The sequence below is a fragment of the Heliomarina sp. genome (assembly GCF_052826185.1).
In genome coordinates this window covers 79,935-93,645 of sequence record NZ_JBRBUI010000013.1, presented here as the reverse complement: position 1 = coordinate 93,645, position 13,711 = coordinate 79,935, and the positions used below count along the sequence as shown (strand labels likewise).

The window sequence follows — 13,711 nt, the reverse complement described above, 5'->3', positions numbered from 1 at the left end:
AGCAAAAATGGGACTGATCACTAAGGAAGTCGAACGGGCACCCTGTACCGTCGAAATCAGCCACAGGTTCGAAAGCCTGCACGCGCATGTACGATTCAGCAACGGCGTCACCGTCAATCCGGGTGACGAGGTTCAGGTACAGGGCCCGGAGATCATGGCGCCCTTTGGCGAGGTCATCCGCGAAGAACGCGAGGCCGTCATTTTTCGCGCCAGTGCGTTGGAGCGGTTCTGGACCCGCTGGACCGGAGATCTCGAAGTGATGGAGCTTTGCGAATTCTCATTCTCGGAAGAGGTGACGCTATGAACATCCAGACCATGCACACCGCCGACATGACCAATGCCGAAGAGTCGCTGGCGCTTCAGCAGGCTCAGTCGGACATCGACAGCACCTCGGCCACGGATGTGGCAATGCAGAACACGCTGCTGACGCCCCGGTTCTATACGACCGACTTCGACGAGATGGACGGAATCGACGTGTCGCCTGTTCGCGCCGATTGGGACGCGCTGATCGACGAAATGAAAAGCGACCCCAACAAGGGCCATTTCAAGAAAAACGAAGACTGGGACCATGTCGACTGGGACGGGATGGAGCCAGCGCTGCGCAAGGAGTTCATCGATTTTCTGATCTCGTCCTGCACGGCCGAATTTTCAGGCTGCGTGCTTTACAAGGAAATGAAACGGCGCGGGACGAACAAGGACATCACCGAGCTTTTCCAGCTTATGGCGCGGGACGAGGCACGGCATGCCGGGTTCATCAACGACGCGCTGCGCGAAGCCGGTGTGGCGATCAACCTCGGCTTTCTGACGCAAAAGAAGAAATACACTTATTTCCGGCCGAAATTCATCTATTACGCCACCTACCTGTCGGAAAAGATCGGCTACGCGCGTTACATCACGATTTTCCGGCATCTGCAGGCGCATCCCGAGCACCGGTTTCACCCGATCTTCAAATGGTTCGAGGAGTGGTGCAACGACGAGTTCCGCCATGGCGAAGCCTTTGCCCTGCTGATGAAAAGCGACCCCAAGCTGACCTCGGGGATGAATGTTTACTGGATCAAGTTCTTTCTGACGGCGGTCTACGGCACGATGTACGTGCGTGACCATCAACGCCCGGCCTTCCACGAAGCCCTTGGCGTCGATCCCGACTGGTACGCGCGGGAAGTGTTTACCAAGACCTCCGAGCTGACCAAGCAGATCTTTCCGGTCACATTGGATATCGACAACCCGAGATGGCAGCGCGGCTGTGAGAAACTCCAGCGCGCCAATGCGCGCATCGCCGAGGGCAAGCGGCGTGGCGGGCTGGGCGGCTGGCTGACAAGCACGCTGAATTCGGCGCGGGCGGCGATGGCATTTGCGGGGCTTTATACGATACCGGTCAAGCGCCATGTGGTTCCAGCCTCAACCCGTCTGGAGCCTGCCTACTGATGGAAAACCCCTGGATCGCCGCACTGTCTGCATTGTTTCTCTGGTGGTTCGCCACCGGCGCGATCCTGATCGTGGTGCGGCGTGCCGGGACAGGCGGAGCCAATGTCGCTCTCGCCGCCCTGCCCTTCCTCGGGCTTGGCATCTGGGGATTCACTTCGACATTGCAGGACACGAGCAGCATAGGGGCCTATAGTGGCTTTCTTGCGGCGCTGGCGATATGGGGCTGGATCGAGCTTGCCTTTCTGACCGGGCTTGCCACCGGTCCCAACCTGCATCCCTGCCCGAAAGACATTCCCGAATGGGAAAGGTTCATTCGCGCATGGGGCACCATCGCCCATCATGAAATGCTGATCCTCGGCTTTGCGCTGGCCATGCTGGCCCTTGGATGGGGGGCAGAAAATCAGGTAGGCGTCTGGACCTTCCTCGTGCTTTTCGCGGCGCGGATCTCAGCCAAGCTGAACCTCTATCTCGGCGTGCCACGGATCAATCTGGAGTTCCTGCCAGAAGCCCTGTCGCACCTGCCAAGCCATTTTCGCATGGCGCCGATGAACTGGCTGTTCCCGGTGTCGGTAACGCTGCTGGCCTTTGCCACCGATTGCTGGCTGGAGCGCCTGCTGGCGGCCGAGAGCACTGGCGCGCGCACCGGCTATGCGCTTGTTGCCGCGATTACCGGGCTGGCGCTGGTCGAACACTGGCTGATGGTCCTGCCTTTGCCCGACGCGAAACTCTGGCGCTGGATGCTTCCCGCGCCGAAACCCACACAAACCAAGAAAACAATTCGGGAGGTGCATCATGGATTTTGATGCAATGTTCGACACGCAACTCGACGCTTTGAAGCAAGAGGGGAATTACCGCGTTTTCGCCGAGCTGGAGCGGCGCTGCGGCCATTTTCCCCGCGCGAAAAGCCATGATGACAATGCGCCCGACGAGGTGACGGTGTGGTGCTCGAACGACTATCTTGGGATGGGTCAGCATCCGGTGGTGCGCGAGGCCATGAAACAGGCCATCGATCGTTGCGGCACTGGCGCGGGCGGGACGCGCAATATCTCAGGGACCAACCACCATCACCTGCTGCTGGAGCGGGAGCTGGCCGATCTGCACGGCAAGCAGGACGCCCTGCTGTTCACCTCGGGCTACGTGTCGAACTGGGCCGCTCTGTCGACGCTGGGCAGCCGCCTGCCCGATGCGGTGATCCTGTCTGACTCACTTAACCACGCGAGCATGATCGAAGGCATTCGCCAGTCCCGCGCCAACAAGGTCATCTGGAAACATAACGACCCGGAAGACCTCGATCGTGCGCTGTCGGCCCTGCCGGCCAATACCTGCAAGATCGTCGCTTTTGAATCAGTCTATTCGATGGACGGCGATATCTGCCCGATGCAGGAGATCGTCGAAGTCGCCGAAAAACATGGCGCGATGACCTATCTGGATGAGGTTCACGCGGTCGGCCTTTATGGGGCGCGCGGCGGTGGTATCAGCGAACGCGAAGGTCTGGCAGACCGCATTACCCTGATCGAGGGGACGCTGGGCAAAGCCTATGGCTGCATGGGCGGTTATATCACCGGATCGGCGTCGATGTGCGATTTCATCCGCTCTTTCGCCTCGGGTTTCATTTTTACCACGGCCCTACCCCCGGCCATCGCGGCCGCCGCACAAGCGAGCATTGCGCATCTGAAGCAGTCCGATGAGGAACGCAAAATCCAGCGTGACCGCGTGGCGAGACTGCGGTCGATGCTTAATGCGCAGGGCATTCCCCATCTCGACAACCCCAGCCACATCATACCGGTGATGATCAAGGACCCGGTCAAATGCCGGATGCTGGCCGATATCCTGATGAACGATTACGGAATCTACGTGCAGCCGATCAATTATCCGACCGTCCCCAAAGGAACGGAACGTCTGCGGTTTACGCCATCGCCGCTGCACAGCGACGCGGATATCGATCATCTGGTGCAAGCGCTTACTGTTCTGTGGAAGCAATGTGCGCTGGCCCGGGCGGTTGCCTGATCAAGAAACGCAGGTCTCTTTTTCGTGCACTTGACAACTAACATGGTGCGCTAGGTTTACAGATATCATTTTGGGAGGTTTAAATGAGAGTCGTGTTTTTGGTTTCGGCGGCAGCCCTGAGCTTGGCTGTTCCCGCTTTCGCGCAGGACGCATCCGGAGACCCGGAAAAAGGCGCCAGAGAATTCAATAAGTGCAAGGCATGCCATTCCATCGTCGATGCAAGCGGCGAAGCCATTGTCAAAGGCGGCAAGGTCGGCCCCAATTTATACGGTGTGGCCGGTCGGAAAGCTGGCAGCGTCGAAGACTTCAACTACTCGGAGTCGATGGTGGCAGCCGGGGAAGCGGGTCTGAATTGGGATCTGGAACATTTCATTCCCTATGTCGCAGATCCAACAGGTTTCCTGAGAGGCTACCTTGAAGACGACAAGGCCAGAGGCAAGATGATCTTCAAGCTCAACAAGGAAGAAGATGCGCAGAATGTCTGGGCCTACATCGCTTCCGTCAGCGAGTGATCGGATCGCAACCGGACCGGCAGCTTGAAGGATTTCTCGGGGTAATTTGTACCACGCCAGAGTTCCCGTGTCCTCGCCGCGATGTCACGGGAACTAATGACGAAGGATTATCGCTGGGGTGACTTAAAAATTGCTCCGCGCCCTGCGATGCCTTGCGACGATGGAAGGTACCGATAAAGGCCTTTGAGTCGTATCGTCATGCCACGGACAGAACAGCTGTCTCCTCTTCCGCCGCGGAAACCGGGAGGTCGAATTGGAAGCGGCTGCCCTTGCCGACTTCGCTTGTTGCTGACATCCGGCCTCCGTGAGCTTCGACAATCTGCTTAGCGATGGCCAGCCCAAGGCCAAAGCCGCCATGCGCCCGGGTCGGCGAGTTATCGACCTGCTGGAACCTTTCGAAAATGCGTTCAAGATCCTCACGTTCGATGCCGCAACCTGTATCTTCGACTCTGAAGAAAACGCGCCCGTTGTTCTCTTCGGCAGCTATGGTTATGCCGCCCTCTGTGGTGAATTTTGTCGCGTTGCCGACGAGGTTATACAGAACCTGACGCAGGCGCTTTTTATCCGCGAAGGCGGTGGCCGCGTTCACCTCTGCGGTCAATGTCAGCCCCTTTTTCTTTGCCATCGGGGTCAGATCATCGAGGATGGACTGAACCGCTTCCTCGACATCCACATCACTGAAATCGATGTCGACCTTGCCACGTTCTACTTCCGCCCAATCCAGCAAATCGTTCACAAGGGTGAGCATGTGGTCGGCCGATTTCTCGATCTTGGTCGAATAGAGTTCGACGGCCTGATCATAAGCGAACCCAGCCTTTCCCAGGCCTTGTTCCTGGTCGGTGATCTCCAACTCGGAAAGGAAAGCTGTTCGCTGTGGAAGGAGGCCTTTTTTTGCGAGAAACTGTGCGTAGCCAATGATTACCGTCAGGGGGGTACGGAGCTCATGTGTGACGTTGCTAAGGAAATCGGACTTTTGTGAGTTCGCGGCCTCGGCTGCAATCTGTGCATTTTTCAACGCCGTAACTTCCGTCAGAATCGAGACCGAAAAACCATCCGCGGTGCGGCTTTCAGAAACACTCACCCAGCTTTCGTCCGGGCGCATATAGACGAACTCCTGACCGTCCTTGTGCGCGTCGAGCCGTTCCCGGACCCATTCTTCATCAGAAACCAGTTCCCGATTGCGGCGGCCCTTGGAGGCCATGCGGATAAGGGTTTCGTACCGGATTCCCGGTCCGACATCGCCGAGGATGTCTTGGAAAGGTGCCGCGAAACGGGAATTACAGACGAGCAGGCGATCATGCTCGTCATAGAGAACAAAACCTGCATCGATGGCTTCGACCGCATTTTTCAGTAGCTTGTGCGCGCGGACTTTCGCGCGGGAAAGACGCCGAACCCATTCCAAGGCGATCGTTACAAGAGAAATGACAAGAACGATTATGGCTAGCAGAGGCAGGAAATAAGCCGAAATAGAAGGCCACCCATCTGATGGGACAGCGAGAAGTTCCCATTCGTTCGATCCCAAAGCAATCGTTTTACTGACCGGCTCCATCGTCAAAGCTCTTTGGCTGCCGAGCAGCGTTTGACTTGCCGAGGATGGATCGACGGATCTTAACGCGACGAGCAACTTACCATTGTAGCTTTCCTGCCCGGTCGGAACCGTCAGGACCTCATCATCGCGGAAGGCGACAAGAATCGAACCCCATAGCCTACCCGTCGTGGCGCCAACTTTTCGGTAGATCGGGTAGGCGACAAGTTGGAGCTTGGAGGCATCGCTGCCTTGGATGGTTTCACTTATGAATGGTGACGGAAAGACCGTGAACTGCAATGCGATGTCTGCGTAAACAATCATTTCCGGCGATTGAAATCCGTAGCTGACCTTGCTTCCGTTCTGGTTATCCAGAATGGACACGCCCGCGATGCTTGGGTGGAGCCCCACGAGGACTTGAGCTGCGTTTGACGCGATTTCTGCGGTAACGCCCGCATCTGAAGCCGCAGCTGTTCCCAGACGTCCTGCCGTCACATCAAGACCATAGAATTTGCTCTGGAGATCTCGGGCAATATCCTGCAGATCGTCTTCGACCTGAGCGAGGACCAAGCTGTTATAGCGTGAATTTTCCAGCAGCAGGAGGCCGCTGCCGAGGGTGCCGAGGATCAGCGTCAGAATTACGATGCCTGCACCAGACAAGCGGGCAATAGTTTCGGAATTAAACATTCTCTCCATCCCATATATTGCCAGCGTTTTAGTAAGCCCCCTCCTCCGCGAGGACTTTCAGCAAGCGCTAGCAATACATTATTCGAAAATGTTTATTTTATGACGAATGCTTGATTATTAAAAAAACCCGGCAAATACAGCGGTGCGAATTTCTTACAATATTTATTATAGTGTCACGCCGCAAATTAAAGTTTTTATTTCAATTCCTTACCGATACTACCGATGTTTCTTGACGGAGCTGTTCCTGAAAAAAACCGGCAACATACACACGTCGGTCCTCAGATTTTACCGGCGTTTCGCAAACTTTCTATCGCACCATCATCGTAGCCCAAAGCGCCAAGCACCGCATCGGTGTCTGCACCAAGTTCTGAAGGCACGCGGGTAGCCGTGGTCGCTTTGCCATTCGCAACGAAGCTGAGCGAAGGCACGTGGACCGGGTGATCAATCCCCTCGATGTTAAGCGTGGACATCAAACCGCGCGCAGCAATCTGGTCTTCGTGCAGTATTTCCTCCAGCCCGCGTATACGTCCTGCGGGGACTGTTACGTCGGCGAGAATTGTCTCCCATTCGGCGGCAGGACGGGTCAAAAAGATCGCGTTCAGTTTTTCACGCAACTCTGCGGCATTCTGACTTCGGTCCCCGGGCGTACCCCAGCGCGGGTCCTGCAGGATGTCGGGTGCGCCGATTGCGTGGCACATACGCTGGAACTGCGGTTCATTGTTGGCGGCCAGCATCAGCACGCCGTCCGCGGTTTCAAAAGCACCGGACGAAGGGCTCTGGCTCCAGGCTTCATTACCCGATTGCTGAGGGATCCAGCCGGTTGTGAGATGGGTGCTCATCAGGGACGCCATCAGCATCAGCGACGTATCGAGCATCGACACATCAACCTGAACGGCTTCGCCGGTGCGTTGAGTTTCGAGCACGCCGGAAACAACGGCCAGGGCTGCGTTCATTCCAGTGGCATAATCGACATAGGGCGATCCCACCTTGTTCGGCCCCGATCCGGGCTGACCGGTGGTCATCATGATACCGCACATGCCTTGGATGACATGGTCATAAGCCGGACGGCCGCTGAATGGGCCGTTCTGCCCGAAGGCGGATATGGAGCAATAGACGATTTTGGGCGCCAGCGCCTTGACCACCTCGAAACCCAGACCCAAGCGTTCGGCAACACCCGGCTTGAAATTCTCAATGAAGATATCCGCGGTCGCGATCAGTTTCTTCGCGACCTCGAGACCTTCCGGGCTTTTGAGGTCCAAAGTGACCGACTTTTTGTTACCGCCCTGAACGAGGTAACCTAAACCCAACTTGCGTTCAGCCAGTTCAGGGACGCCGCCGCCAACGCGGGTCCAGTCGCCCTCACCCGGTTTCTCAATTTTCATCACTTCCGCGCCCATCAGTGCGAGAAGATAGGTGGCATAGGGTCCGGCGAGCACCTGTGACAGGTCGACGACCCGCAGGCCCTTGAGCGGTTGGAACATCGGTAGGGTCCTTATGAAACGTTCGGGTAAGGGAATGTGCCGCACAGCCCTATCCAGGGCCGTGCGGTTGGATGCAGGCAATTATTGCGGTTCGATACCCGCTTTGCGGAATATCTCGCCATGCACCTTGTAGGTCCGATCCATCTCGGCGCGGGCCTCTTGTGCATTCATGTACATGACCGGAATGGCGGCCGAGCCGGTGACCTTGAGAAAGGTCTCATCGGTTTCGGCCTTGGCCAGCGCATCGGAAATCTTTTGCACGATCTCCTGCGGCGTGCCCTTGGGAAGCATCACCCCAGCGCGGCTGTCCATGGCAAGTGGATAGCCGTATTCCTCGATTGACTTAACATCGGGCCAGGACGGCTGGCGATAGGTGGTCAGCGTGGCCAGAGTTTTGATCTGGTCAGGATACTTGACGTGGATGCCCCCGGAATAGGCCGCCGCCACCTGATTTCCCAAAAGCGTATTCACCATGTCGCCGCCACCCTTGACTGGGACGTAATTGACCTCCAGTCCCTCTTTCTTGGCGATCTCGTTCATCATCATTCTTGCCGTAGGGCTGAGAGATGCGACCGAAAAGCCGGGGTTTTCTTTTCCCCAAGCGATGAACTCGTCGAGATCGTCATAGGGCGCACTGGCGGGCGCGGCGAGGCTGACCTGATAAGCCGTTATGAACCCGGCCCATTCAAAATCGTCCGGTGTGAAGTTCACGCGCTTCATCAGGAAAGGTTCGGCATTCACGACCGAGTTGGCATGGAACAGCATCGTATAACCGTCAGGCTCGGCCTGGGTCACCTCACGTGCGGCAACAGCCCCGCCCGCACCCGGGCGGTTTATGACATTGATCGGCTGGCCGAGTTCGGCCGACAGGACCTGCGCCGCAGCACGTGCGACCAGATCGGTCTGTCCGCCGGCGTTGTAGCCGACCAGCATCGAGATCGGTTTGGTCGGGTAATCCTCTTGGGCCAGCACGGGGCCGGTCAGCCCTGTTGTGCCCAGAAAGAGCGCGGCAAAGGCCACTGTAAGATGGCGTCGGTTCAGTTTCACGATATCCTCCCTTCGTGATTTTGTCCAACGGCGGGTCCGGTTTCGTGGGACGCGCTTTTGGTGCGGCCCCGCGCGAGGATGACAAGCGTCACCAGCGTAAGGGCCATGAAGACAAGCGCGATCGGGTGATCACCCAGATTGCGCCAGTCGTGGTTCAGAAGCTGAAGGGACTGCCGAAAGGTCAGCTCTGCCGACGGGCCAATGACAAAGCCGATCAGGAAAGTGACGAACGAGAAGTCCAGTTTTTTGGCGAAGAAGCCCAGCAATGCAAAGCCAAGCATAATCCATATCGGGAAGAGGCTGCTGGTTTCCATATAGGAACCGATGCAGCACAGCAGCAGTACGCCCGGAATGATCAGCCGGATTGGCACCCGGACGACCTGCGAAAACAACCGCTGCCCTGTCAGGCCGATCGCGAGCAGCACGACGCTGGCGCAGAGCATGGCGGCATAGACTGCGGCGACCAACTGCGGGTCCTCGCGGAACATCAGCGGCCCAGGCGTCAACCCGTGCAATACGAAGGCCGCAATCAGGATGGCCGCAATCACGCTGCCCGGAATTCCGAGGGCGAAGAGCGGGACAAAACTTGACGGCACCACGGCATTATCGGCGCTTTCAGCAGCAGCGACGCCTTCGATCCGGCCGGTCCCGAAGCTGTCGGGATCGTCGGATGCGCGACGTGTAGCCCCATAGGACAGGAACGACCCGACACTGGCGCCAAGGCCGGGCAAGATACCCACGAGCGACCCGATGAACGTACCGCGCAGGATCGGCATGGCGCAGCGACGCCAATCATCGCGCGTGACTGTACGGTCGGCGGGATCATTGCTTTCGGCCATGGCAGCTGTCTGCTCATCCAGTTGTTTCATGTTTCCCGCCTGGATCGCCATTTCGGCGACGGCGAGCATACCGATGGCAATCGGGATCAAGGGCAGTCCGTCATCTAGTTCGAGGAGGCCGAAGGTCAGCCTTGGAATGAAGCTTTCGGTTTCGAGCCCGACCGTGGCGGCAAGGATCCCGAATGCGGCGGCGATCAGGCCTTTAATCAGGGACTTGCCGGACAGACCGCCGATAAAGGTCAGGGAAAAGACGAGGATCGCGCAAAGTTCGACTGGACCGATCAGCAACGCATATTGGGCCAGAGGCGCGGCTAGGGTGATCAGTACGACCGTGGACAGGAAATCGCCGATGACCGACGCATAGAGTCCCATCTTTAGCGCCTTCTGCGCCTTGCCCTGCCGGGCCAAGGGATAGCCGTCGAGTGCGGTCGGGGCGGAAGACGGCTCTCCCGGCGTGTTCAACAGGATTGCCGATACGGCGCTGCCTGCGGCTGATCCCTTTGCAATGCCGATCAAAAGCGCGATGGCGGCCACGGGTTCAAGGTAAAAGGTCAAGGGAATGGCAACGGCCACACCGGTGCCTTTGCCGAGACCCGGGAGCGCGCCGAGCACGTAGCCCGTCATGACGCCGACTAGGATCCAGAACAAGGTGTAAAAGTTCAAGACGTCGTTGAAGCCGCCGATCAAGGATTGCATATCAGCCTCACAGGATCGGAGCTCGCAGGATCTGGTAAAACAGGACCCACGCCGCGCCCAGCAGCGCTGCGGTCATCACCGCGACCACAAGCGGTCGGCGTTCGCCCAGCAGCAGGAGTGTGCCAGCGACCAGCGCGATCCCGGCCCAAAGTGGACCGGCCAGAAAGAACAACGCCAGCGCGACGGCAAAGGCCACCATGAATTTCAGCAGGGCAAGTATCTCTGAACGAGAAATCGGTGCAGGTCCTTCCTCTGCAGTACTGCGCAAATTTGTCAGGATGAGGAGCAGCGACAGTCCGGTAATCGACCAAAGCATGATCTGAGGCACCAAACGGGGCGAGACCATCCCCGGCGGCCCTTCCTCAATCTGAACGGGGATGACAACAAAGATCATGAGCAGCCCGAACACCGCCAAGGCAGCGCCGGAAATTATGTTAGCGGTTCTCATCTATTCCTCCCTTGGAAAGGACGCGCCTTTCCGACCAGCTCGCCCTGATGATGAAAACGGCTGGTTTTTGAAGACAATCAAATGGTGCATGATAAGAAAAGATCGAACTTTCTATCATGTGATCAGGAAAACTGATGGCTATTCCGCGGTACTATCGACTTCGTCTGCGACATATCCTTTTGCTCGAACTGATCGAGGAGGAAGGATCCCTTCGCGCCGTAGCCGAAAGATTGAACATCAGTCAGCCAGCCGTTTCGGCCATGCTCCGCGATCTTGAGGAAGCCTTTGGAACCGAGCTTGTGGAGCGTTCCGTCCGCGGAGTTGTCCTTAACCAGGCGGGTCAGCTTGCGCTGACGCGCAGCCGCCCCAGCCTTGCGTTCATCGAACAACTGGCCGACGAAATCGCGATCAAGGACATGCCTGAACTGAGAGTCGGCGCCAACCCGGCCGTCATGCTAAACCCAATTCCCATGGCGCTCCGAAGGCTTATGTCAGGAAACATTCGCAACCGGTTCACCTTTCGAACCGGTCTTGTCGGCGAAATGGTCGATGCATTGGTGAATGGAGAAATTGATTGCTACATCGGCCAGGTAAATTGGGCGGGCATCGACCCGGATGCTGCCGACATGCTGAAGTGCCGCCATCTTGGCCAATTCGGATTGTCGATCGGTTGCGCCAGAGATCACCCGCTGACCCGGAAAGAGATCGTGCGTCCGGAAGATTTGTTAGACTACCCATGGGCTTCCGCGTCGGAGGCTTCGGCGAACTGGCAGGCCATCAGCGCCCAGTTCCGCCGAAACGGATTGAAACCGCCCGACGCTCTGGTGACAACCGGTTTGATCGGGATACTATCCATCTCCGCCGATACAGATTGCCTATTCTGTGGTCCCAGTTGGGTCATCCGTCATCGGATCACGGGCGGTTCTTTAACGAGTCTCGACGTCGAAGATTTTGACATGACCCCCGCCGCATTTGATTTTCTTTCTCTCGTAGAACCGAGGCCTGGATCCGCGATGGGTGACTGGCTAGCTGCGCTCGAAGCCGAATTGACGGCGCACGAGATCAAACAATTTTGAAAACGTCCCATGCACCGGCTTTTCCGAAGCCCGTTGCCATACACCGAATACCTTTGGAGGGAAGATTCTATTTTGGCGTGCATATCGGCTGGGGGCGGAAAAAAGAGCAGTCGCGATTCCCGGACTGGCATGATGGTCCTCTCTTACAGGAGGGTTCCGCCATAGTGCTCAGGAAAACGGAAGCCGGATGGATCCGAAACGCTAGGATCTGTAAGAGATCATCATGAACTTGCGGGATCTTTAAATGGTTATCGTCCAAGGAATTGGAGACATCTTCAGATCATTAATTCGCTCTTCTGTTTTCGTCGCCGGACCTCATTTTGTTTCGTTCGCGTAAACCGGCCGCTCAAGTTCGAACAGGTCGCGTGCCTGAGCATACCAGCCCGCGCCGTGCATTCGTGCGATCAGATCAAGCGCGACAGTGTCGACATGGCCGCGCTTAGGGTCGAGCAGATAAGCATCGGCGATGTGGATTGCCTTGACCTCGCCGATCAGGAGACGCTGAACAGGCCCGGTTTCCACCACCTGCTGCATCACGCATTCGAACGACACTGGGGCCCGCGCGATCCTAGGCGCGGCCACATGCGCGCCGGGCAGGGTTTCAAGCTTCGCAAGATCGACTTCGCTCACGTCGGGCGGCGCGTCGATGCAGGTGAGGTTCATCGCTTCGGCCAAGTCCCTGCTTACCAGGTTAACCACGAAGTCCTTTGCCGAAAGGATGTTCCGCGCGGTATCCTTGAGGCTGCCGTCGGGCTTGCCCATGATCCCAAGCGCGACGACCGGGGGCGCATCGCCCATCACGTTGAAAAAGCTATAGGGTGCAGCATTCACGGTGCCTTCGGACGAAACACTGGTAACCCATCCGATCGGGCGCGGCGTCACGGTGGCGGTCAGCAGCTTGTAACCCAAGGTGCGCGTATCAGGTGTCAGATCATAGCGCATTGTGGCGTTCCAACCTTGGTGTTCCGGTCACCCCGAACAGCGCGGCGGTTTTCATGCGCGAGAGACGATACCGGTCAGCGCGCATCTCATTCTCCCGGTGGCGTGTTGTCGACAACCGGGTGCCGCAGGGTCCCGACGCCTTCTACACAGGCCACGATCACGTCACCCGGCCACATCCATTCCTGCGGATCGCGACCCGCGCCCACACCTTCGGGTGTACCGGTGGCGATGATGTCGCCAGGTTCAAGCGTGATGCCACGGCTGATATCCGCGATCAGTTCATCGACTTTGAAAAGCATCTTCGCAGTACTCGAATTCTGCTTTTTCTCGCCGTTCACCGTCAGCCATAGGTCAAGCGTATGCGGATCGGGGATTTCGTCGGCGGTGACGATGCAAGGGCCGAAGGGCGCATAGCTGTCCATCCCTTTGGAAAAGATCCACTGCCCGGCACGACGGTTGTCACGGGCCGACACGTCGATCATCACTGAATAGCCAAAGACATGCGACAGCGCGTCTTCCCGGCGCACCCGTTTCGCGCGGGTGCCGATGATTGCGGCCAGTTCGACCTCCCAATCCAATTGCTTGGTCATACTGCTGTCATGCAGGATCGGCTCACCCGGTCCAATAACGCTAGTCGGGGGTTTCGAGAATACAACCGGCTCGCGCGGCAGATCGGGGTTCGTGTCGAGCGTCTTTGCGCTTTCCGCCACGTGCTCTGTATAGTTCAGACCAATTCCGAAGATGTTCTTGCGCGGCCGGGGGATCGGCGCCAGCAGCGTTACATTTGCCAGCGCGGTTGCGGTGCCAGCCGGCAGCGTCTTGCCCACCCGTTTCATGAGTGCGCGCAGCGCATCCAGCCCGGCCTGACCAGAATCGATGAGCCCCAGCATCGTGTCCGGCAGCTTTTCCCCTTGCGAGGCCGCCAGCGCCGCCACATCGACAACCTTATCCTCATGGCACAGTCCGAGCCGAGCTGCGGCCTCAACGCCGCTGCGAAACGTCACGAGTTTCATATGTTATTCCTTT

At 57.7% G+C, this 13,711-nt stretch carries 13 protein-coding genes; 6 read left to right on the top strand and 7 right to left on the bottom strand.

Annotated features, from left to right (window positions below; translation table 11 throughout):
* Positions 1 to 7 precede the first annotated feature (7 nt).
* The 5 genes from ACU0FH_RS02860 to ACU0FH_RS02840 all read left to right on the top strand — a co-directional run bounded on the left by ACU0FH_RS02860 (position 8) and on the right by ACU0FH_RS02840 (position 3,944).
* A complete protein-coding gene (locus tag ACU0FH_RS02860; RefSeq protein ID WP_446193274.1) occupies positions 8 to 304 on the top strand; it encodes a hypothetical protein in 297 nt (98 codons plus the stop codon).
* Complete coding sequence (acsF, locus tag ACU0FH_RS02855; protein WP_446193273.1) at positions 301 to 1,425, top strand: magnesium-protoporphyrin IX monomethyl ester (oxidative) cyclase; 1,125 nt, start codon at positions 301 to 303, stop codon at positions 1,423 to 1,425. Before ACU0FH_RS02860 ends, acsF begins: the two co-directional genes overlap by 4 nt.
* Positions 1,425 to 2,228: a putative photosynthetic complex assembly protein PuhE gene (puhE, locus tag ACU0FH_RS02850; RefSeq protein ID WP_446193272.1), complete on the top strand. Its 804-nt coding sequence runs from the start codon at positions 1,425 to 1,427 to the stop codon at positions 2,226 to 2,228. Before acsF ends, puhE begins: the two co-directional genes overlap by 1 nt.
* Entirely contained in the window at positions 2,218 to 3,432 is a 1,215-nt protein-coding gene (hemA, locus tag ACU0FH_RS02845) for a 5-aminolevulinate synthase (RefSeq protein ID WP_446193271.1), read from the top strand. Before puhE ends, hemA begins: the two co-directional genes overlap by 11 nt.
* Positions 3,433 to 3,524: 92 nt before the next feature.
* Positions 3,525 to 3,944: a c-type cytochrome gene (locus tag ACU0FH_RS02840; RefSeq protein ID WP_446193329.1), complete on the top strand. Its 420-nt coding sequence runs from the start codon at positions 3,525 to 3,527 to the stop codon at positions 3,942 to 3,944.
* A 196-nt stretch (positions 3,945 to 4,140) separates the two neighbouring features.
* On the opposite strand, the gene ACU0FH_RS02835 is transcribed toward ACU0FH_RS02840, so the two are convergent.
* From ACU0FH_RS02835 to ACU0FH_RS02815, 5 genes are all read right to left on the bottom strand, one after another.
* Complete coding sequence (locus ACU0FH_RS02835; RefSeq protein ID WP_446193270.1) at positions 4,141 to 6,156, bottom strand: sensor histidine kinase; 2,016 nt, start codon at positions 6,154 to 6,156, stop codon at positions 4,141 to 4,143.
* A gap of 278 nt (positions 6,157 to 6,434) precedes the next feature.
* Positions 6,435 to 7,637: a CaiB/BaiF CoA transferase family protein gene (locus tag ACU0FH_RS02830; protein WP_446193269.1), complete on the bottom strand. Its 1,203-nt coding sequence runs from the start codon at positions 7,635 to 7,637 to the stop codon at positions 6,435 to 6,437.
* An 81-nt stretch (positions 7,638 to 7,718) separates the two neighbouring features.
* Positions 7,719 to 8,684 (bottom strand): Bug family tripartite tricarboxylate transporter substrate binding protein, encoded by a 966-nt coding sequence (locus ACU0FH_RS02825; protein ID WP_446193268.1) that lies wholly within the window; start codon positions 8,682 to 8,684, stop codon positions 7,719 to 7,721.
* Positions 8,681 to 10,219, bottom strand: a complete 1,539-nt coding sequence (locus ACU0FH_RS02820) for a tripartite tricarboxylate transporter permease (protein ID WP_446193267.1) — start codon at positions 10,217 to 10,219, stop codon at positions 8,681 to 8,683. The genes ACU0FH_RS02825 and ACU0FH_RS02820 overlap by 4 nt, the downstream gene beginning before the upstream one ends.
* 7 nt (positions 10,220 to 10,226) lie before the next feature.
* On the bottom strand, positions 10,227 to 10,667 hold the full coding sequence (locus ACU0FH_RS02815) for a tripartite tricarboxylate transporter TctB family protein (protein ID WP_446193266.1): 441 nt from the start codon (positions 10,665 to 10,667) through the stop codon (positions 10,227 to 10,229).
* A 134-nt stretch (positions 10,668 to 10,801) separates the two neighbouring features.
* On the opposite strand from ACU0FH_RS02815, the gene ACU0FH_RS02810 reads away from it, so the two are divergent.
* Positions 10,802 to 11,743 carry a LysR family transcriptional regulator gene (locus tag ACU0FH_RS02810; protein ID WP_446193265.1) on the top strand — a complete coding sequence of 314 codons (942 nt, stop codon included), beginning with the start codon at positions 10,802 to 10,804 and terminating at the stop codon, positions 11,741 to 11,743.
* Between the two features lie 315 nt (positions 11,744 to 12,058).
* Here ACU0FH_RS02810 and ACU0FH_RS02805 read toward each other — a convergent pair whose 3' ends face one another.
* Together ACU0FH_RS02805 and ACU0FH_RS02800 are read right to left on the bottom strand one after the other, a co-directional pair.
* Positions 12,059 to 12,685, bottom strand: coding sequence for a flavin reductase family protein (locus ACU0FH_RS02805; protein ID WP_446193264.1), 627 nt, complete (start codon positions 12,683 to 12,685; stop codon positions 12,059 to 12,061).
* 86 nt (positions 12,686 to 12,771) lie between these two features.
* Positions 12,772 to 13,698 (bottom strand): fumarylacetoacetate hydrolase family protein, encoded by a 927-nt coding sequence (locus ACU0FH_RS02800; RefSeq protein ID WP_446193263.1) that lies wholly within the window; start codon positions 13,696 to 13,698, stop codon positions 12,772 to 12,774.
* Positions 13,699 to 13,711 lie beyond the last annotated feature (13 nt).

Excerpts from the sequence above, each read along its gene's own strand:
- ACU0FH_RS02860 (WP_446193274.1), top strand. The coding sequence starts at position 8 with ATGGGACTGATCACTAAGGAAGTCGAACGGGCACCCTGTACCGTCGAA.
- acsF (WP_446193273.1), top strand. The coding sequence starts at position 301 with ATGAACATCCAGACCATGCACACCGCCGACATGACCAATGCCGAAGAG.
- puhE (WP_446193272.1), top strand. The coding sequence starts at position 1,425 with ATGGAAAACCCCTGGATCGCCGCACTGTCTGCATTGTTTCTCTGGTGG.
- hemA (WP_446193271.1), top strand. The coding sequence starts at position 2,218 with ATGGATTTTGATGCAATGTTCGACACGCAACTCGACGCTTTGAAGCAA.
- ACU0FH_RS02835 (WP_446193270.1), bottom strand. The coding sequence starts at position 6,156 with ATGTTTAATTCCGAAACTATTGCCCGCTTGTCTGGTGCAGGCATCGTA.
- ACU0FH_RS02830 (WP_446193269.1), bottom strand. The coding sequence starts at position 7,637 with ATGTTCCAACCGCTCAAGGGCCTGCGGGTCGTCGACCTGTCACAGGTG.
- ACU0FH_RS02820 (WP_446193267.1), bottom strand. The coding sequence starts at position 10,219 with ATGCAATCCTTGATCGGCGGCTTCAACGACGTCTTGAACTTTTACACC.
- ACU0FH_RS02815 (WP_446193266.1), bottom strand. The coding sequence starts at position 10,667 with ATGAGAACCGCTAACATAATTTCCGGCGCTGCCTTGGCGGTGTTCGGG.
- ACU0FH_RS02810 (WP_446193265.1), top strand. The coding sequence starts at position 10,802 with ATGGCTATTCCGCGGTACTATCGACTTCGTCTGCGACATATCCTTTTG.
- ACU0FH_RS02805 (WP_446193264.1), bottom strand. The coding sequence starts at position 12,685 with ATGCGCTATGATCTGACACCTGATACGCGCACCTTGGGTTACAAGCTG.
- ACU0FH_RS02800 (WP_446193263.1), bottom strand. The coding sequence starts at position 13,698 with ATGAAACTCGTGACGTTTCGCAGCGGCGTTGAGGCCGCAGCTCGGCTC.